The 19,399-nt window shown below is 64.5% G+C and carries 13 protein-coding genes; 5 read left to right on the top strand and 8 right to left on the bottom strand.

Annotation, left to right across the window (positions count from 1 at the left end; genetic code table 11):
• Positions 1–3 precede the first annotated feature (3 nt).
• Together ACODTW_RS20905 and ACODTW_RS20900 are read right to left on the bottom strand one after the other, a co-directional pair.
• On the bottom strand, positions 4–1,431 hold the full coding sequence (locus ACODTW_RS20905; RefSeq protein ID WP_488948018.1) for a sensor histidine kinase: 1,428 nt from the start codon (positions 1,429–1,431) through the stop codon (positions 4–6).
• Entirely contained in the window at positions 1,428–2,159 is a 732-nt protein-coding gene (locus ACODTW_RS20900; protein ID WP_488948017.1) for a response regulator, read from the bottom strand. The genes ACODTW_RS20905 and ACODTW_RS20900 overlap by 4 nt, the downstream gene beginning before the upstream one ends.
• A 177-nt stretch (positions 2,160–2,336) precedes the next feature.
• Between ACODTW_RS20900 and ybaK the strand changes: the two genes are divergently transcribed.
• Positions 2,337–2,822: a Cys-tRNA(Pro) deacylase gene (ybaK, locus tag ACODTW_RS20895; protein ID WP_488948016.1), complete on the top strand. Its 486-nt coding sequence runs from the start codon at positions 2,337–2,339 to the stop codon at positions 2,820–2,822.
• A gap of 111 nt (positions 2,823–2,933) precedes the next feature.
• On the top strand, positions 2,934–3,974 hold the full coding sequence (locus ACODTW_RS20890) for a GGDEF domain-containing protein (RefSeq protein WP_488948015.1): 1,041 nt from the start codon (positions 2,934–2,936) through the stop codon (positions 3,972–3,974).
• Here ACODTW_RS20890 and ACODTW_RS20885 read toward each other — a convergent pair.
• From ACODTW_RS20885 to ACODTW_RS20875, 3 genes are read right to left on the bottom strand one after another with little or no spacing between them, the layout of a single operon-like run.
• Positions 3,961–5,382 carry an efflux transporter outer membrane subunit gene (locus tag ACODTW_RS20885; RefSeq protein ID WP_488948014.1) on the bottom strand — a complete coding sequence of 474 codons (1,422 nt, stop codon included), beginning with the start codon at positions 5,380–5,382 and terminating at the stop codon, positions 3,961–3,963. The two genes, ACODTW_RS20890 and ACODTW_RS20885, sit on opposite strands and share 14 nt — an antisense overlap.
• Before the next feature lie 19 nt (positions 5,383–5,401).
• Complete coding sequence (locus ACODTW_RS20880) at positions 5,402–7,384, bottom strand: MacB family efflux pump subunit (RefSeq protein ID WP_488948013.1); 1,983 nt, start codon at positions 7,382–7,384, stop codon at positions 5,402–5,404.
• On the bottom strand, positions 7,381–8,826 hold the full coding sequence (locus tag ACODTW_RS20875; RefSeq protein ID WP_488948012.1) for an efflux RND transporter periplasmic adaptor subunit: 1,446 nt from the start codon (positions 8,824–8,826) through the stop codon (positions 7,381–7,383). Before ACODTW_RS20875 ends, ACODTW_RS20880 begins: the two co-directional genes overlap by 4 nt.
• 230 nt (positions 8,827–9,056) lie before the next feature.
• Here ACODTW_RS20875 and ACODTW_RS20870 point away from each other — a divergent pair, with 230 nt between their 5' ends.
• Positions 9,057–12,671, top strand: a complete 3,615-nt coding sequence (locus tag ACODTW_RS20870; protein WP_488948011.1) for a response regulator — start codon at positions 9,057–9,059, stop codon at positions 12,669–12,671.
• A 22-nt stretch (positions 12,672–12,693) separates the two neighbouring features.
• On the opposite strand, the gene ACODTW_RS20865 is transcribed toward ACODTW_RS20870, so the two are convergent.
• The 3 genes from ACODTW_RS20865 to ACODTW_RS20855 all read right to left on the bottom strand — a co-directional run bounded on the left by ACODTW_RS20865 (position 12,694) and on the right by ACODTW_RS20855 (position 15,927).
• Positions 12,694–14,565, bottom strand: a complete 1,872-nt coding sequence (locus ACODTW_RS20865) for a response regulator (RefSeq protein ID WP_488948010.1) — start codon at positions 14,563–14,565, stop codon at positions 12,694–12,696.
• Between the two features lie 48 nt (positions 14,566–14,613).
• Positions 14,614–14,979 carry a response regulator gene (locus ACODTW_RS20860; RefSeq protein ID WP_488948009.1) on the bottom strand — a complete coding sequence of 122 codons (366 nt, stop codon included), beginning with the start codon at positions 14,977–14,979 and terminating at the stop codon, positions 14,614–14,616.
• A gap of 120 nt (positions 14,980–15,099) precedes the next feature.
• The gene (locus ACODTW_RS20855; protein ID WP_488948008.1) at positions 15,100–15,927 is read right to left on the bottom strand and encodes an IclR family transcriptional regulator domain-containing protein; all 828 of its coding nucleotides are present in this window, start codon (positions 15,925–15,927) and stop codon (positions 15,100–15,102) included.
• A 151-nt stretch (positions 15,928–16,078) separates the two neighbouring features.
• On the opposite strand from ACODTW_RS20855, the gene ACODTW_RS20850 reads away from it, so the two are divergent.
• A complete protein-coding gene (locus ACODTW_RS20850) occupies positions 16,079–18,250 on the top strand; it encodes a malate synthase G (protein ID WP_488948007.1) in 2,172 nt (723 codons plus the stop codon).
• Positions 18,251–18,699: 449 nt separating this feature from the next.
• Positions 18,700–19,399: IS256 family transposase (locus tag ACODTW_RS20845; RefSeq protein WP_488948006.1), on the top strand; the 700-nt coding region annotated here is incomplete at its 3' end.

Raw genomic sequence — 19,399 nt, 5'->3', positions numbered from 1 at the left:
GGATCAGGCGACGTGCCGGATGGTATGATTGTCGTTCAGCGGGCTGGCGACGATGGGCAGCATGATCACCGCGTCCAGGCCGGCGCCCGGCCGGTTGACCAGCCTGATATCGCCACCGTGACCGCGCACGACGGAACGCGCAATGGAAAGGCCCAACCCCACCCCGCCGGTGCGACGGTTGCGCGACGTTTCAAGCCGCATGAAGGGTTCGAACACCCGCTCCATATCCGCCTCTGGAATGCCGGGACCGTCATCGGCCACGGTAATCTCCACCCCCGACGCTGTCGACCGGATGGCGACGCGGGCGACACCGCCATAATTGAGGGCGTTTTCCACCAGATTGCGGACGGCACGGCGCAGGCTGCCCGTGCGGCAGACAACCGGAAGCCGGTCCGCAGGGGTAAAACTGACGGGACGGCCGACATCGATGAAATCATCGCAGACGCTTTCGACCAACGACGTCAGGTCGGCGCGGACAGCCTCCTCCCCCAATTCCTCGCGCGTGAAGGAAAGGGTCGCTTCCACCGTGGCCCGCAGTTCGTCCAGCGTTTCCAGCATGCGGGCCTTCGCCTCGCCCTCTTCCAGCAATTCCACCCGCAGGCGCAGATTGGTGATCGGCGTACGCAGATCGTGGCTGACGGCAGCCAGGATGCGCGTCCGGTCATCGACAAAACGGCGAATGCGCTCACCCATGGCGTTGAAGGCATGGGTGGCGCGCTGCACCTCCTCCGGGCCCTGGCCGGCATCCAGCGGCGGCACGCTTTCTCCCCGGCCCAGCCGATCGGCCCCATCGGCAAGATGGCGCAAGGGGCGGGAAATGCGGCGGGAAATGTAGAAGGCGGCCAAAGCCACCATCAGAACCGAGGTGAGCAGCGACCAGGTGGCCGTATTGCTCCAGACCGTGGGCTGGACCAGGCGCTTGTTGATGCCGTTCAGCCATTGCCCGTCCGGCATCCGGACGGAAAACTTCATGCCCATTTCCACGGGATTGATGGCGGCCCATGGATTGTGGAACATGCTCGGATCATCATATTCCGCCTTGTTCCAGATCTTCAGATAGACCGCGTCAGCCGGAAGACCCATCAGTTCCCGCAGACGCGCCAACGCCGCGACGGTCTGTGCGTCTGTCGGTTCGTAATCCGGGCGGATGGCCGGATGATCATCCAGGGAAAACCGCGTCTCCACCGCCCGCAGCGCAGCCAGGACATCACCGCGATATTCAGCCGGCAGCCCGGCCATCACCCGACTTGTGGCCGCGATGCGCGGCAGCATCTCCTCCACATGCGTGCGGCGGACCGCGGCGGCCTTGTCGTCCAGCGAAGCGGTCCAGCTGCCCAGCTTTGCGATCAGCACAGCTGCCACCAGCAAGGCGACCATCTGGGTGAACAGCGTGCGGGGCCGCCGCAGCCAATGCAGGACCCGCCCCCTCATGCCGCCTGCACCTCGGCCGCCAGGCAATAGCCGCCGCCCCAGACGGTTTTGATCAAGGTGGGATTGCGGGGATCGGGTTCGATCTTGCGGCGCAGGCGACTGACCTGATTGTCGATGGACCGGTCGAACACATCTGCCTCCCGACCCTTTGTCAGGTCCAGAAGCTGTTCACGCGTCAGCACCATGTTGGGGTGGCGCACGAACGCTTCCAGCAGCGAGAATTCGGCCGTGGACAGCGACACCACCACACCATCGGCCGCTGTCAGTTCCCGACGTCCCAGATCCAGCAGCCACCCGTCAAAGGTCAGGCGCCGTTCCTCCGATTTCCGGCGGGCGGCGGACACGGGCAGCGAATGGCTGCGGCGCAACACCGCCCGGATACGGGCCAGCAGTTCCCGCGGCTCGAACGGCTTGGTCACATAATCATCGGCCCCCATTTCCAACCCGACGATGCGGTCGGTCGCCTCCCCGATGGCCGTCAGGAAGATCACGGGCGTGTCCATGGTCTCCCTGATATGCCGGAACAGGCTCAGCCCATCCTCGCCGGGCATCATGACATCCAGCACGATCAGGTCGGGGGCCGCCGCCTTCAGGCGACGGCGGGCATGGGCAGCGTCCTCCGCCGCCGTGACGCGCATTCCGTGTTTTTCCAGAAAACGCGTCAGCGTCTCACGAATGTCGCGGTGGTCATCGACCAGAACGATATGCGGGCTTTCGACAGGCAGCATTGGCAGGACGGCATCATTACATTTGCGAACATACGGGAAGATGGCACGCGTCGCGGCCCCGGCAAAGCCGATGTTGGTATCAAAGTGTGTCGACCCGACATAGGCCGCGGTATTGACCCTGCACCACCCGCCGGATGAAGATGGCGCCTTGCGTTGTGATGGTTGAAAGCGTTTGCGATGTCCGCAAAATCGACGCCGGCTGTAACGGCCCTGAAGGCGGCCAAGGTCGACCACCGGCTGCTGGAATATGACTATGACCCCGACGCCGATGCCATCGGCATGGCCGCTGCTGCCGCACTGGGGGTCGACCCGTCGATCCTGTTCAAGACGCTGGTGACGGATGTGGAGGGGGTCGGGCTGGTCTGTTGCGTCATCCCCTCACCAGCCCGTCTGGACCTGAAGGCCGTGGCGGCGGCGGCCGGTGGTAAACGGGCGGCCTTGGCCGACCCGAAGCTGGCGGAGAAAGTGTCGGGCTATGTCATCGGCGGGATCAGCCCGCTGGGCATGCGTCGACGCCTGCCAACCCTGATCGATGCCAGTGCGGCAACGCTGGCGGAAATGATCATGAATGGGGGACGCCGCGGCCTGCAGATCGTTGCCGCTCCGGCCGATATCCGGAAGGTTCTGGACGCCAAACTGGCTGCCATTACGGTTGCCCGCTGACCGGAACCGGTGCCCACGCCGTTATTACGGATAGTAAACCGGGCGATACCTTGCCTGCACAGCATTCCCCGGCATGATTGGCCATTATCGCCAACCGCCCGCCGGCAGGAAATGATGCACACGGCTCCGGTAATCGCTCAGGGTGTCGCCAATGTTCAGGAACGCCGCCGGCTTGAAGCGCTGGACCGGTTTCAGATTCTGGACACGGGTCCTGAACCCCAATTCGATCGCATCGTCGAAATGACCTCCCGGCTGTTCGGCACGCCGATCTGCCTGATCACGCTGCTGGACGAGAACCGGCAATGGTTCAAGGCGCACCGTGGGGTGCTGGTGCAGCAGACCCCGCGTTCTCAGGCCCTGTGCGACCATGCCATCCGCCAGACCGATGTCATGGTGGTGGAGGATGCGTCACAGGACTCACGTTTTGCCGCCAATCCGCTGGTAACGGATGCCCCCCATGTCCGGTTCTATGCCGGGGCCCCGCTGCTGACCCGGGACGGATATGCGCTGGGCACGCTGTGCATCATCGATCACCAGCCACGCCAGCTGGCACCATTGCAAAGGACGATCCTGGCCGACCTTGCCGGCATCGTCATCGACGAGATGGAATTGCGGCAGGCCAACCGTGAATTGTCGCTGCTGGCCCATACCGACCCGTTGACCGCCGTCCTGAACCGACGCAGCTTCCTGACGCTGGCCGAGCGCGAACTGGGTCGACTTCGGCGTAACGGCTCTCCGGCCAGCCTGCTGGCCATCGACATTGACCATTTCAAGCAGATCAACGACCGGTTGGGACACGAGGCCGGCGACCGCGCGCTGATGATGTTCGCCCGTCGCCTGTCGGACGAAATCCGGGTCCAGGATGTCTTCGCCCGCACGGGCGGAGAAGAATTCGGCCTGATCCTGCCTGACACCAATTCAACGCAAGCCTACGCCGCGGCCGAACGACTGCGCCGGGCCGTGGAAGGCGCGGCGTTCGATCTGGACGGCTCCAGCCTGACCCTGACCATCAGTATCGGGATCAGTGCCCTGCACCTGGATCAAGGCGGCATTGGTGGTGCGATGCGCCGTGCCGATGCCGCCCTCTATGCCGCCAAACATGCGGGGCGCAACCGGGTGATGATGGCATCAGAACCGGTCAGCCCGGTATAGACGGTGATGACTGCCAGCCACCTCCCAGCGCCCGGAACAGCGAAACGGCAGCCTGCAATTCCGCCAGCCGGACCTGGGTCAGCTGATCACGCGCCGACAGCAGCGAACGCTGGGCGTCCAGCAGGGTGATCAGGTCCGTTGCACCCTCCCGGTAGCGGCTTTCGGCCAATCGGAACAGTTCACGCGACTGGCGCACCGCTTCCTCCTGGAACTCCCGCTGCCGGGCGGTATTGCGGGCGGCAGCCAATGCCGTCTCCACGTCGGAAAAGGCGGTCAGGATGGATTTGCGATAGGTGGCGACCAGTTCAACACGCCGTGCCTCGGCGATCTCCACCTGTGCCTGACGGCGACCGCCGTCGAACAGGGTCTGGCTCAATGACAGGGCCAGATTGGCGGCCGCACTTGGCGCATCCACCAGACTGGAAAGGCCGCTGCCCGTCAGATTGCCGGACAGGTTCAAGGTTGCAGAGGGATAGAGCGCGGCGCGGGCCGACACGATGTCGGCACCCGCCCCGACCAGGGCCACAGCCGCCGATTTAAGGTCAGGACGGCGTTCCAGCAGATCGGCTGGCACGCCCACACCTGTCGCCGGCAGGCCCAGACCGCCCAGCCCGGTGGCTGCAACCTTCACATCGGCCGGTGCCAAACCCAGCAGCACGCCCAGGCTGTTGATGGCGGCCAGTTCCTGCTGACGCAGAGCGGGCAGTGCTGCACGCTGACTGACCAGGGTATTGCGCTGCTGCGCCACTTCCAACGCCGTGGCAGCACCGTTGCGATACCGCGCATCCACAATGGTCATCACACGTTCAGCCAGCGTCAGACTTTCTTCCGCACTCTGTATCCGGTCCCGCAGGGACAGCACCTGAAAATAGCTGTTGGCGACCGTGGAGGTCACCGTCAGGGCCACCGTCTCCTGATCCAGACGGCTGCCCAGGGCGCTGGCGGCAGCACTGTCGGCCGCAGCCTGGTTCGCGCCCCAGAAATCCAGCTCGTAGGAAGCGGACAGTCCGGCGCTGCTGCTGGTCCGCCCGCTTTTGCCGCCCGGTCCTGACAGGTCGCTTTCCTGCCGGCTGAGACCGGCAGACGCCGCCAGCGTGGGCAGCAGGGAAGCACCGGCCGCGCGGGCACGGGCGTCGGCCTGACGCAGGCGGGCGGCAGAGGCGGCAAGGTCGGGATTGGCCCTGCGGGCATCGGCCAGCAGCGTTACCAGTTCTGCCGAACCGAAGCCACCCCACCAGTCGGCGGCCGGCCATACGCCGTTCCTGGCGTCAGCTTCGGCCTGGCTCCAGGCGGTCGGGGCAGCGACGGGGCTATCCACCGTGCCATAATCGCCGTGGGCACAGGCGGACAGCAGCGCCGTTCCGGCCAGCAGAAGCGAAACAAGTGTAAGGGAACGTGGGGCGATCATCTGGATCATCCGGAAAAGGTCAGTCGGCGGCCAAAGCCACGACGGGGTCGAGCAAAGCCGCACGCCGCGCGGGCGCATAGCCAAAGATCAGGCCGGTGGCGAAAGCACAGCTGAATGCCAGCATCATGGGCGGCACGGTCAGTTGGATATCGACGCTGAACACGGTCAGGAACAGTGAGACAGCGATACCCAGCACGACGCCGATGACACCACCCAGAGCGGAGACCAGCAACGCTTCCAGCAGGAATTGCTGCATGACGTGCCGGGCGCGGGCACCCGTTGCCATGCGGATGCCGATCTCCCGCGTCCGTTCCGTCACATTGACCAGCATGATGTTCATGACCCCGATGCCACCGACCAGCAGCGAGATGGCAGCGATCGATCCCAGAAGGATGGTCATGGTCTGACGCATCGCCGACAGCGTGTCGATGAAGGAAGCCGTGTTACGGATCTGGAAATCTTCCGACTGATGACGTGTCGTCAGCAGCGTGGTGATCAGGGCCTGCGTCTCGTCAATGCGGGACAGATCGTCCACCAGCACGGTCATGGATCGCAGATTACGCTGACCGAACAGGCGATAGCTGCCCGTGGTCAGGGGCACGAACACCACGTCATCCTGATCCTGACCGCCCGGATTGGCGCCCTTGGGCGACATGACACCGACCACCTGGAATGGCACATTGCGCAGCAGGATATATTTGCCGATGGGATCAACGCCGGGGAACAGGTTGTTCACCACTGTCTGGCCCAGCACGGCCACCGGCTGGTACTGATCCAATGCCGATTTGTCGAAAAAGACCCCGCTGGCTGGTTCCCAGGACCGGGAAAGCTGCACATCCGGGCTCGTCGCCGTTACCGTGGTCTGATAGTCCAGATTGCCGGCGCGTGCCGTCATGCTGCCATTATATTCCGGGACGGCAACGACGACGTTGGGCACCTTGGCCACCGCCGTGACATCGTCGGGGACCAAGGTGGCGACACCGTTGGCGTTGCGCTGGCCGGGGGCGCCGGGACGTATGACCAGCAGGTTGGTGCCCATGGCGCTGATCTTTTCGACCATGGCCTTTTCCGACCCGTTGCCCACCGCCAGCATGGTCACCACGGAGGCCACGCCGATGACGATACCCAGCAGGGTCAGAACGGTACGGTAAAGATTGGCCGACAGGGCACGGCGCGCCATTAGGAAGGCTTCCATCACCTCCCCCAGGTTCCAGTCACTGTCGTCACCCTGTTCCGGCACCGCGATGGTGCGGGCGGGAACGGGGGCGACGGGGCCGTCCTCGATGGCATGCGGTGTGGGCCCGTCGGCCACGATCTGGCCGTCCTTGATCTCCACCAGCCGTCGGGCATTGTTGGCCACGTCCCGGTCATGGGTGATCAGGATGACGGTGTGTCCGCGGGCGGCCAGATCGGTCAGCAGCCGCATCACTTCCTCGCCGCTGCGGCTGTCCAGCGCGCCCGTCGGTTCGTCGGCCAGGATGACCTGACCACCATTGACCAGGGCACGGGCGATGGAAACGCGCTGCTGCTGGCCACCGGACAACTGGCTGGGCCGGTGATCCATGCGGTCGGCAAGGCCAAGCGCCGTCAACAGCTCGACGGACCGCCGATGGCGGGCATCGCGCGACATGCCGGCATAGATGGCCGGCACCTCGACATTCTCGGCGGCCGTACTCATCGGGATCAGGTTGTAGCTCTGGAACACGAAGCCGAAGGCCTCGCGCCGCAGCATCGCCAGCATGTCACGGTCAAAGGTCGACACGTCGCGGCCATCGAACAGATATTGCCCCGTCGTCGGCCGGTCCAGGCAGCCCAGGATATTCATCAAGGTGGACTTGCCCGACCCAGAGGCCCCCATGATGGCCACGAACTCGCCGGGGTAGATCTTCAGCGAGACGCCTTTCAGCACCTGGACGGCCAGCTCGCCGCTGGAATAGGTTTTGGTGACGTCCACCAGCTCGATAAGCGGTGTCGCCTCCCCTCTCGACTGCGGCTTGCTCATAGCATCCCCGGCGGACGCATGCGCTGCATGTTCTGCTGCTGTTGCTGCTGCTGAATCTTCAATTGCGCAGCCGTCGGCTTGCGACCGACGACGATGGTTTCCCCTTCCTGCAAGCCGGAAACCACCTCGGCATTCACGCGGTCGCTGACCCCGATCATGATCCGGCGTTCCTCCAAGGTGCCATCGGCCTTGAGGACCTGGACCATGCGCGGCCGCTGGTGGCCATTGCCATCGGGGCCGCCCTCGCGCGGCCGACGGGTCGCTTCGGCATTGCCGGGCGCCTGATCGGCCGCCATGCGCGGCGCATCCTGTGGCGGTGCGCCGACAGCGCCTTCGCCCTGCGGCCGGCCGCCACCCGTCTGCGGGCCCGGCAGGCCACTGGGGGGCCTTTGCCCCGGCATCCCCATCCCCGGCCGGCCCTGCGGTCGCTGAAAGGCCGAAACGGGCACCCGGATCACATTGTCAGCGGCGGCGACCACGAAGAAGGTCTGCGCCGTCATCTGCGTCATCAGATCGCCGTTGGGATTCTCCACATCGAACAGAGCGTTGTAGAGCACAACATTGTTCACGGTTTCCGGTGTCGGGTTGATCTTGCGCAGCGTCCCGCGCCACCGCTGATCCGGACGGCCCAGGGTGGTGAAATAGGCCGGCATGCCGATCTTCAGCCGGGAGACATCGGCCTCCGACACCTGGGTCGTCACCGTCATCACCGACAGATCGGCAATACGCAGCACGATCGGCGCCTGCTGGTTGGCGTTCAGGGTCTGGCCCTGCTTGGAATTTTGGGAAACGACCGTGCCCGACATGGGAGCATAGATCTTGGTATAGCCCAGATTGGCTTCGTCCCCGCGCAGGGTCGAATTGGTCTGGCGGATCTGGGCCTTGATGGCCTTGACCGCCCCTTCAGCAGCGCGCAGGGTCTTGTCGGCTGTCTGGAAACTGTCCTCGCTGGTGGCATTCTCGGCCAGCAGGTTCTTCTGCCGCGTAAATTGCCGCTGGGCCAGCGCCAGTTCCGCCTCCCGTTGCAGCAGCTGCGCCTCCAGATTTTCCAGCTGGGCGCGATCGGCTTCAACCCGTGTCTGGTAAACGGTCGGGTCAATCTCGGCCAGCAGCTCGCCCTGCGTCACGGCCTCACCGATTTCCACATAGACTTTGCGCAGCTGGCCGGAAACCTGCGTGCCGACATCAACATAGTCGCGCGGTTGCAGATTGCCGACAGCGGTCACGTTGTCCTCGATCGCGCCGCGATCGACGGTCGCCGTCAGATATTGCGCGGCCTCCTCGGCCGAACCTGACCGCCCCAGGAACCACCATGCTGCAAAGAGGGCGACACCGATGCCGGCAATGGCCAGCACAGGCCCGCGCCGAAACAGAAATGGCTTACGCCGACGGCCCGTGGGGCCCGCGGCGGGCTTTGATGACAAGGCGTTCTGGGAATGCATTTCTCGGCTTCAGACAGGTGAGCAGGTTCTCGACCAACCTTATACGCCGAAGGCCATCCAACCCTTCGCTGAAAATGTGTTAAATTCTGTGTCAGTTCACGGCGACGAACCGCCTATCCCAATGAACCGTCTCGGTTCCGGATCGGCACCCTTCTGCGAAATGGCCAGTCGTCGTATGCTCGCTTCATCTGTCAGCGGGCTTTTGCGACGGATCAAAGCGCGGACCGGGAATGGCGTTACAGATTCTCTCTTTACGGGCACGGTTGATCTTCCTGGTGGCGGCGGTCATTGCCGCGCTGTCCCTTATTCTGCTGCTGGAAAACCGTGCGCGTCAGGTGGATGCCGAACAGCAGTCGATGATCCGGGCCCAGGATATCGCCCGTTTCGCCGCAGCTCAGCAGACAGAGCTGATGTTGACCCAGCAACGGCTGGTCCGCATCGCCGCCACCCGCGTTTCCATGCAATCAGTCCAGGAATGCGCCACCACCCTTCAAACCCTGAAGGGAACGCAGCCATGGATATCAAACATCTTCGTCGCCCGCCCGGACGGCTCCATCCGCTGTTCCACCGCCGCGGAGGATGACGAGATCAATCTTGGTGATCGTGAGTACTTCCAACAGGTCGTCGCCACCGGCCGGCCCGTGACCAGCGGCTATCTGCGGTCCAAGGTCAACGGGCGGTCGATCATGGTTCAGGCACAGCCCATCCTGAACGACGATGGTCAGGTTGTCGGGGTCGCGCTGGCCGGCCTGTTGCTGGACTGGCTGGATTCCGTCGCCGGCCGCGCCCTGGCATCGGTGCCGGGTGCGGAACTGATCGCACTGGACAGCGACGGCACCTTGCTGGCGCGCTATCCAGCGGTTGCCGAACTGAACGGTACAAATCTGTCCGCCACACCTTTCGTGCGCGCTGCCATGGCGCAGGATACCGGCACCTGGCAGGGACCGGGCCTGGACCAGACGGCCCGGTTGATGGGTTTCGCTTCCGTCAGCGGCAGCAGCATGCGCATCATCGTCTCCTATCCGCTTGAACAGGCCCTGGCTGCGGCGGCAGCTGAATTCCGCCGACATATGGCGATTGTCATCGCGCTCAGCGTTCTGGCCAATCTCATCCTCTATCTGGGCCTGTCGCGGACGGTGCTGGAGCCATTGCGGCAGCTGCTGAGCACAGTACAACGCCTGGGCCGAGGGGAACTGTCTTTGCGGGCGACGACAGGACCGGGCGAAATCGGTGTCCTGGCCCAGGCAGTGAACGACATGGCCGCCAGCCTGCAGCGGCAGACCGCGGAACTGGCCACACGCGACGCCCAATACCGGCTTTTGTCAGAGCAGAGCAGTGACGTCGTGGCACTGCATGCGCTGGATGGCACTTATCTCTATGTCTCTCCGACCTCTGGCTGGATGCTGGGCTATGCCCCTGAACAGCTGGTTGGCGGGAATCCTCTGGACCGCGTCCATGGAGAGGATGTCCAAACGATCGAACGGTCCCTTTCGATCCTGTTGGCGGGGATGCCCTGCCCGCCCGTCACCTACCGCGTCCGCCATGGCGACGGCCATTGGATCTGGGTGGAGACCGCCTTTGCCCTGGCCGCCGATGCGCTGGCCGGTCAGCGCATCGTGTCCGCCACCCGTGACGTCAGCGAGCGTGTGACACAGGAACAGGAACTCCGCGCCGCCCGCGACAGGTTGGGTGATCAGGCGGACAGCCTGCAGGCGCTGGCGGCCGACCTGGATCGTGCCCGGCGTGTGGCGGAGGCAGCAGCTGCCGCCGCGGAAACCGCGCGGGGCGAGGCGGAGCGCGCCAATCTGGCCAAGTCCGAGTTCCTGGCCAACATGAGCCACGAGGTCCGCACGCCGATGAACGGAATCATCGGCATGACGGGGCTGCTGTTGGACACGCCGTTGACGGCGGAACAGCGCGCGTTCGCGGAAACCATCCGCGAAAGCGCTGATGCCCTGCTCTATATCATCAATGACATCCTGGACGTCTCCAAACTGGAGGCGGGCAAGCTTGATCTGGAGAGCATCGATTTCCCGCTGGAGGAGATCATCGACGGCGTCGTGGCCCTTCTGGCCCCCCGTGCGCGCCAGAAGGGCGTTACGCTGTCCGCCTATGTCGATCCCGCCATCAACCGGGCCTATCGCGGCGACCCCACGCGGCTGCGCCAGATCCTGCTGAATTTGGCCGGTAATGCCGTAAAATTCACCGATGAAGGGCGCGTCGCGATCGATGTACGGCCCACGGTCGATGGGGGCCCGGCACCCGAAGGCACGACGCGTCTGCGCTTCACGGTCACCGACACGGGCATCGGCATGACCCCGGATCACCTGGAGCGGCTGTTCCAGAAGTTCCACCAGGCTGACAATTCCATCACCCGGCGGTTCGGTGGTACGGGGCTGGGCCTGACCATCTGTCGACAACTGGTCGAACTGATGGATGGCGACATCCATGTGGAAAGCTCTCCAGGCGAGGGCAGCCGGTTCTGGTTCAATGTCCCGCTGCCGGCGGCGGCGGCCCCCCTGCCCAACAAGACCGATATCCCCGCGCGGCTGAAAGGGTTGCGCGTCATGGTCATCGACGATGTCGAAACCAACCGGCGCATCCTGACGCGGCAGCTGGAACAGTTGGGCATGAAGCCCATACCGGTCAATGGCGGCTCCGCCGCCCTGGCCGAACTGGACCGCGCCTATAAGGAGGATACCTGTCCCGACGTCATCCTGGTCGACCACACCATGCCCGGCATGGCCGGCGACACGCTGGGCGGCTGGCTTCGTAACCATCCCAATTTCGCCAGCCTGAAACTGGTGCTGGTCACCTCAGCCGGCGGGCTGGATGCGGGCGACCCCGCGGCCGACATTTTCGACGCGGTGGTGTCAAAGCCCGTCCGCCTGCAGGGCTTGCGCGACATGCTGGGCCGTCTGTTCAGCGGCGGCGAACAGATGGCGGATATGGCCACCGTGCTGGATGCAGGGCGGGGGCGGGGAAGACGGGTCCTGGTGGTCGATGACAATCTGGTCAACCAGAATGTAGCCCGTCTGATACTGGAACGTGACGGCTATGGCGTCGATCTGGTCGGTGATGGAATGGAGGCGGTGGCCGCTGCCGCCGCCTGCCGCTATGACCTGATCCTGATGGATGTGCAGATGCCGGGTATGGACGGGATCGAAGCGACGCGTCTGGTCCGCACCCAGGAAACCCAGGCCGGCAATCAGCGCACGCCGATTATCGCCATGACCGCCAACGCCATGGTCGGCATGCGCGAAAGCTATCTGGAAGCGGGAATGGACGATTATGTGTCCAAGCCCTACGACCCCATGACTTTGTTGCAGGTGGCTGCCCGTTGGGCCGGCGTGCGCGACACGGCCCCTACGCCCGACGCCATGCCCAGCGGTCACGACGCGCCTGCGCCCGCCGACCCCACAGCAAACAAGGAAGACATCATGAACACCGCTGCCGCCACGGCGGCTTCAACGCATGAGAGACACCCGGTTCTGGACCCCCAGGCCCTGGATGGGCTCCTGGCCTTCACCGATGCCGATGAACTGGCCCAGCTGTTGAGCCGTTTCATCGCCACAGGCCGGGAGAGGGTCAGCCGCATGGAGGGTCTACGCCGCGATGGCAAATGGGATGACCTGCGGCGCGAGGCGCACAGCATGATCTCCCTGGCCGGCAATCTGGGTCTGCGCCAGATCCAGCATCTGGCGAGTGACCTTGAAATGGCAATCATCAACGGTGATCACGATCATGCCACCGGTCTGCTGACCGCCATGCTGGATCTGGCCCCGACAGGCTGGGATGCGGCGACCCGGCACGCGGCCAAGCTGACAACGGCACCGGCGGCCTGACGGCGTACACCGCCCCTGCTTTTCACCCTTCCGAAGGCACCCGATGCCGGATGGCGTCGTCCAGGGGGAATTCCAGATGGCAGTGCAGGCCAGCCGGTTCGAAATGGATGACCGAACGCCCTTGAAGCTCATAGGCGATGGAGCGACGGATCAGGGTCGTCCCGAAGCCTGAGGCGCCGTCGGGCCGGGAATCTGGACCACCACTTTCCTTCCAGTCCAGACTGACGGTCTCGCCCTGCCCATGGTCGCGGCGAAGCGACCAGCTGACGTCCAGTTTGCCGCCCATCTGCGAGAAGGCCCCATATTTGGCCGCGTTGGTGGCCAGTTCGTGGAAGACGAGTGCCAGGGCCAGCGCCGCCTTGGGCCGCAGTTCGATCGCGGGGCCCGACAGGGAGACGTCGCTGGCCTCCTGCGCATAGGGCGTGACCTCGTGCCGGACAATCTGGTCCAACCGCACCCATTCCCAGAAATGGTCGGCCAGCAGATTGTGCGTTTCCGACAAGGCCCGCAGCCGCCCCTCGAATGATGACCAGAAACCGGCGATGTCGCCATGTCGGCGCCGGGTCTGGCTGCCGATCGAAATTACCGTCGCCAGCGTGTTCTTCACACGGTGCGACAGCTCGGCCATCAGCAGGGCCTGGCGCTCTTCCGCCTGCCGGCGTTCCGTCACATCGATAATCTGGATGACGGCCCCGGACGGTCCCTGGTCGCTATCCAGGGGCGTGATGGAGAACAGCACGGGCACATGGCGCCCGTCCGGTGCCGTCAGGGCCGCTGCCTGCTCCGCGATGGCCGGGATCGGCACGTCGGGCAGCAGAGGCAGTCCCAGGCGGTCGAACAAGGTGGTCCCCGGAAGATCCCCTCCCAACATCGCCATGGCGGGCGGATTGAGATAGGTGGGTGTTCCCTCCGCGTCGGTCAGGACCAGACCTGCCGGGACATTGCGGGTGATGGTCGTCGTGATCAATGCCTGATCGGCCAGCCGGCGATTGGCCGAGGCCAACTGGTCGGCAAGTTGCGCCCGGGTGCGGGCGGCATTGCGTTCTGCCTCCAACCGCAATGCCCGACCTTCCCGCGCCCGGAAATCCGCCAGCAGCCGCCGGTTCTGCTCTTCCAGAAAGCGCCGACGCAGCAGCGCGCGCAAACGGGCGCGCAGCGGCGCCAGCTCATCGACCCGGAACAGATCGTCGATGCCGGCGGCCAGAATCTGCTGGATCACCTCTCGCCCGGCGCCGTGCCCATGCGCCAGGATCAGCGACGGATGACCAATCGCCTCCTGCCCGCAGCGGGTGCAGAGCGACATCCCGTCCATGTCCGGCAGATTGTCGGCCACCAGGACGGCGTCGAATAGGGTCTTGCGCAGCAGCGCCAGAGCCGCGGCGGCGCTGTCCACATGGTCGGCCAGACAGCCTTCCTCCAACAGCAGGGCCCGCAGTTCCACCTCCTGCCCGACCGGGAAACCCGCTATCAACACGCGGGGCGGGCGAAAATGCGGAGGGGGCAGCAGGCCCACATCGACATCGCGCTGTGCATGCCGCAGCAGTTGGGCCACCCGCAGCAGCAGCAGGGTCGGATCGGTGGATTTCGGCAGAAAATCATCGGCGCCACTGTCCAGCCCCTCCCGCTGCCGCAACGGCGTCTCGTCGGCCGTCAGCATCAGGATCGGCATGGACAAGGTGGCAACATGCAACCGGATGAGGCGACAAAGGTCCGCCCCCTGCAGCCCCGGCAGGTGATGGTCCACGATCAGAAGGTGCGGGGGGGCACGGTTCAGTTCTGCCAAGGCCTCTTCGGCGCTGGCCGTCTGCCCGACCTCGTACCCCTCGTCCTCCAGCAGAAGGCGCAGGCGCAACGCCTGGGTCGGGCTGTCTTCAACCAGAAGGATGCGTGCCAAATTCCTTACCCCAAGGCTGAAGGCGGCTGGGCACAGGTCCCCTATCTGCTATGCCCGGCCGCCCCGGAAGGTGGCCACGGCCAATCGCGCCAGATCACTTTCCACCACAGGTTTACGCAAATGCGGACGGTTCCGCCACTCCACCGGCAACCCGCTGGTGTCATACCCGCTGGTCAGGATGAATGGTATGTCGCGGTCAGCCAATGCCTGGGCCAAGGGGAAAACCAATTGCCCCGAAAGATTCACATCCAGGATTGCGCCGTCAATATGGTCCTCGCAGATCAAAGCCAGTGCCTGATCCACATTGCCGACAGGTCCGGCCACCGCGAATCCAAGATCGGCCATCATGTCGGCGACATGAATGGCAATCAGGAATTCGTCCTCGACGACCAGAATTCTTTGTTCAACACCCATGTATGCGACCTTGCATGGCAGCTTCGGCCCCTTCTCGGCACCATGATAGCGCGTTGCCGCCTCTTCAGGCTTTAAGCACTGTGCTTTATGGCGAACGGACTAAGGTGCGGTGCCCTTCCATCATGTGGACAATGTCATTCGGTCGGACGGGGTGCCGCCAATGTCGCGCATGATCCGATCCGCCGCCTGCTGCACCAGGGCTCCCAATGTCGCGATCCGAAGGTCGGTAATGCGGGCCATCGGGCCCGACAGCGACACGGCATAGATCGGATCACCATGTTCATTGAACACCGTCGCCGCGACGCAGCGCAGCCCCACCGCGTGCTCCTCGTCATCGATGGCATAGCCGCGGGCGCGGATTCCGGCCAGATCGGCTTTCAGGTCGGCCAGACTGGTCACTGTGCGGGCTGTCATCTGCGCCAGTCCATGCCGGGCGACATGACGTGACAGCGCAGCATCGTCCAGCGCCGACAGCAGCGCCTTGCCCACACCCGAACAATGCATGGGCACGCGCGCGCCCAGCCGGGCGAAGGTGCGCATCATCTCACGGCATTCCACCTGTGACAGATAGACGGCCGCCCCCTGATCCTCGATGGCAAGATTGACTGTTTCGCCGCTGGCTTCCATCAGGCTGCGCATATGGGGGCGGGCCATGCGGACCACATCGCGCGTGCGCAGGAAGCCATTGCCGGCGATGAAGGCCTGCACGCCCACGGACCAGAGCTTGGTCTCCGCATCGAATCGCACATATCGTTCGGATTCCAAAGAAGTCAGCAGGCGGTGCGTTGTGGATGCCGCCAGCCCGACACCGTTCGCCACCTCCGTCAGGCTGGCGCCGCTGTCGGCCTGCGCCAGATGGTTCAGGATGGCAACGGCACGCCCCAGCACCTGCACATTGCCGCTGCGTTCGGCATCCTTGGCGGCATTATCAGGTTTGGCTTTGGGCATGTGATGACCATTTCGGGGACAGTGAGACCTTGTTGATAGCATAGTGGCGCCGGACTTTCCACATCGTGGAAAGTCTTCCACGACCTGTTGCGCTGCGCCAATCGGCCTGTTACCCCTGATGACAACGAACATGCCACCAGGGAATATGTCCATGTCCGCCTATATCGATGTCCATGGCCTGAAGGTTGATGCCGAACTGCACCGCTTCATCACGGAAGAGGCGCTGCCCGGCAGCGGCGTGGAACCCGCTGCCTACTGGGCCGGCTTTGCCTCCCTGTTCCGCGACCTTGCCCCGGTGAACAGGCGCCTGCTGGATCGCCGTGACGCGCTGCAGGCCAAGATTGACGGCTGGCACATCGCCCGCCGCGGCCAGGATATCGATCCGGAGGCCTATGAGACCTTCCTGCGCGATATCGGCTATCTTTTGCCGGAGGGGCCGGACTTTGCCATCACCACGGCCAATACCGATCCGGAGGTCAGCCAGGTGGCGGGGCCGCAGCTGGTCGTGCCGGTGATGAACACGCGCTTTGCCCTGAACGCCGCCAATGCCCGCTGGGGCAGCCTCTATGATGCGCTCTATGGCACGGACGCGCTGGGCGATGTCGGCACACCCGGGGCCAAAGGCTATGATCCCGTGCGCGGGGCCGCCGTCATCGCCAAGGGCCGCGAGGTGCTGGACCAGTCCGCCCCGCTGGCCACGGGCAGCCACAAGGACGCTTCGGGCTACAGCGTGGTGGGCGGTGCCCTGGCCGTGGCGCTGGCCGACGGGTCAGTGACGGGCCTGGCGGATCCCGCGCAGTTCAAGGGCTATCTGGGCGACGCGGCGGCACCGTCCAGCATCCTGCTGACCCATCATGGCCTGCACCTGGACATCATCGTCGACCGCAGCCACCCGATCGGCAAGGGCGATGCGGCCGGTGTCGCTGACATCGTGCTGGAATCGGCCCTGACCGCCATCATGGATTGCGAGGACAGCATCGCCGCCGTGGATGCGGCCGACAAGGTCACCGTCTATCGCAACTGGCTGGGCCTGATGAAGGGCGACCTGACGGCGACCTTCGAAAAGGGCGGGCGCACCATGGACCGCGCCCTGAACCCCGACCGCGTCTACACGGCCGCCGATGGCACGGGCACGGTGACGCTGCATGGCCGGTCGCTGCTGTTCATCCGTAATGTCGGTCACCTGATGACCATTGATGCCGTGACGCTGGAGGATGGGTCCTGGGTGCCGGAAGGCATCCTGGACGGCATCGTCACCAGCCTGATCGCGCTGCATGATCTGCGCCGCACGGGCGGCCTGTCCAACAGCCGCGCCGGCTCGGTCTATATCGTGAAGCCCAAGATGCACGGGCCGGAGGAAGTGGCCTTCGCTAGCCATCTGTTCGACCGGATCGAGGATGTGCTGGGCATGGCCCGCCACACCCTGAAGATCGGCATCATGGACGAGGAGCGGCGCACGACCGTCAACCTGAAGGAATGCATCCGCGCCGCCAAGGACCGGGTCTGCTTCATCAATACCGGCTTCCTGGACCGCACGGGCGACGAGATGCACACCTCCATGCAGGCCGGCCCCATGATCCGCAAGGCGGACATGAAGGCGTCGGCCTGGATCACGGCATATGAGAACTGGAATGTTGATAACGGTCTGGCTGCCGGCTTCCGCAGCCATGCCCAGATCGGCAAGGGCATGTGGGCCATGCCCGACCGGATGGCCGACATGCTGAAGACCAAGATCGGCCACCCGATGGCCGGCGCCAACACGGCCTGGGTCCCCTCGCCCACCGCTGCCACCCTGCATGCCCTGCACTATCATCAGGTCGATGTGGCCGCCCGTCAGGCCGAACTGGCCAGCCGGCCCCGCGCATCCCTGCGCGACATCCTGACCATCCCGCTGGCCCGCGGCGTCAACTGGTCGGAAGCGGAAATCAACGAGGAGTTGGAGAACAATGCCCAGGGCATTCTGGGCTATGTCGTCCGCTGGGTCGATCAGGGCATCGGCTGTTCCAAGGTGCCGGACATCCATAATGTCGGCCTGATGGAAGACCGCGCCACCCTGCGCATTTCCAGCCAGCATATCGCCAACTGGCTGCTGCACGGGGTCTGCACCCAAGATCAGGTGCTGGCCGTCATGAAGCGCATGGCCGCCGTCGTGGACAAGCAGAATGAAGGCGATCCGGCCTACCGCCCCATGGCGCCGGATTTCGACGGCTCCATTGCCTTCCAGGCCGCCTGTGACTTGGTGCTCAAGGGCGTGGAACAGCCCAGCGGCTACACCGAACCGCTGCTGCACAAGCATCGCCGCGCGCTGAAGGCGCGGGGCTGAGGCATGTGTCCTAACGGGCAGTGGAGACTATAAGGTCGAATCACCCATTTTCCGTCATCCCAGCGAAGGCATATAAGCGCTAATTTAGCCCCCTGGAATGAGGTGCCTTCCCCGCGAAAGCGGGGATCCAGGGGCCACAAGATCTAGATCTCGGTGCCCTTGGCCCCTGGCCCCCCGCTTTCGCGGGGGAGGCAGGGAAGGTGCAATTGACTAAGTTAGCCTCAATGGGCCTCCGCGGGGATGACGGGAGAATATGCTTCAACGTAAACCGGACAAACTCTGGGTGAGCATGACCGGATCACGTCCCCGTGCGTGGTGTAGGAGCGCTGGCGCCGGGTCAGACCTGGAGGTCGGCGTAGCCGGGTGGAGGGTCTGCCCCGGCGGGCGGTCATCGTGGTTCTTCGGTAAAGTCTGGTCACCACAACAATCCCCAACCGAGGGTGACCACGATGACCAATGAGATGATGGCACTGCGCAGCATGTTGGAAAAGGGTGCTGACGCGGATGTTCTGCGGGAAATGATCGGCTTTGCCGCGCAGCGGTTGATGGAGTTGGAAGTCCAGGGGCTGACGGGTGCCGGGCATAGCGAACGGTCTGCGGATCGGCTGGTTCAGCGCAACGGCTACCGGGAGCGGGACTGGGAAACCAGGGCCGGAACGGTGGAACTGCGCATCCCCAAGCTGCGTAAAGGCAGCTATTTCCCAGGGTTCCTGGAACCCCGGCGCATGGCGGAGAAGGCGCTGACGGCGGTGATCCAGGAGGCCTATATCCAGGGCATCTCCACCCGCTCCGTCGATGATCTGGTGCAGGCCATGGGCATGTCGGGCATCTCCAAGAGCCAGGTGAGCCGGCTGTGCGCCGATATTGATGACCGGGTGAAGGCCTTCCTGGAACGGCCGATCGAGGGCGATTGGCCGTATCTGTGGATCGACGCCACCTATGTGAAAGTCCGCCAGGACAAGCGCACGGTGTCGGTGGCCGTGACCATCGCCATGGCCGTCAATAATGACGGGCGCCGCGAGGTGCTGGGCATGGATATCGGCCCATCGGAGGCCGAAACCTTCTGGACCGACTTCCTGCGCAAGCTGAAACGGCGCGGCCTGAAGGGCGTGAAGCTGGTCATTTCCGACGCCCACGAGGGCATCAAGG

This window comes from Niveispirillum sp. FG148, assembly GCF_057809655.1.
This window is presented reverse-complemented; position numbering and strand designations above follow the sequence as displayed.

Excerpts from the sequence above, each read along its gene's own strand:
- ACODTW_RS20905 (WP_488948018.1), bottom strand. The coding sequence starts at position 1,431 with ATGAGGGGGCGGGTCCTGCATTGGCTGCGGCGGCCCCGCACGCTGTTC.
- ACODTW_RS20900 (WP_488948017.1), bottom strand. The coding sequence starts at position 2,159 with ATGCTGCCTGTCGAAAGCCCGCATATCGTTCTGGTCGATGACCACCGC.
- ybaK (WP_488948016.1), top strand. The coding sequence starts at position 2,337 with ATGTCCGCAAAATCGACGCCGGCTGTAACGGCCCTGAAGGCGGCCAAG.
- ACODTW_RS20890 (WP_488948015.1), top strand. The coding sequence starts at position 2,934 with ATGATGCACACGGCTCCGGTAATCGCTCAGGGTGTCGCCAATGTTCAG.
- ACODTW_RS20885 (WP_488948014.1), bottom strand. The coding sequence starts at position 5,382 with ATGATCGCCCCACGTTCCCTTACACTTGTTTCGCTTCTGCTGGCCGGA.
- ACODTW_RS20880 (WP_488948013.1), bottom strand. The coding sequence starts at position 7,384 with ATGAGCAAGCCGCAGTCGAGAGGGGAGGCGACACCGCTTATCGAGCTG.
- ACODTW_RS20875 (WP_488948012.1), bottom strand. The coding sequence starts at position 8,826 with ATGCATTCCCAGAACGCCTTGTCATCAAAGCCCGCCGCGGGCCCCACG.
- ACODTW_RS20870 (WP_488948011.1), top strand. The coding sequence starts at position 9,057 with ATGGCGTTACAGATTCTCTCTTTACGGGCACGGTTGATCTTCCTGGTG.
- ACODTW_RS20860 (WP_488948009.1), bottom strand. The coding sequence starts at position 14,979 with ATGGGTGTTGAACAAAGAATTCTGGTCGTCGAGGACGAATTCCTGATT.
- ACODTW_RS20855 (WP_488948008.1), bottom strand. The coding sequence starts at position 15,927 with ATGCCCAAAGCCAAACCTGATAATGCCGCCAAGGATGCCGAACGCAGC.
- ACODTW_RS20850 (WP_488948007.1), top strand. The coding sequence starts at position 16,079 with ATGTCCGCCTATATCGATGTCCATGGCCTGAAGGTTGATGCCGAACTG.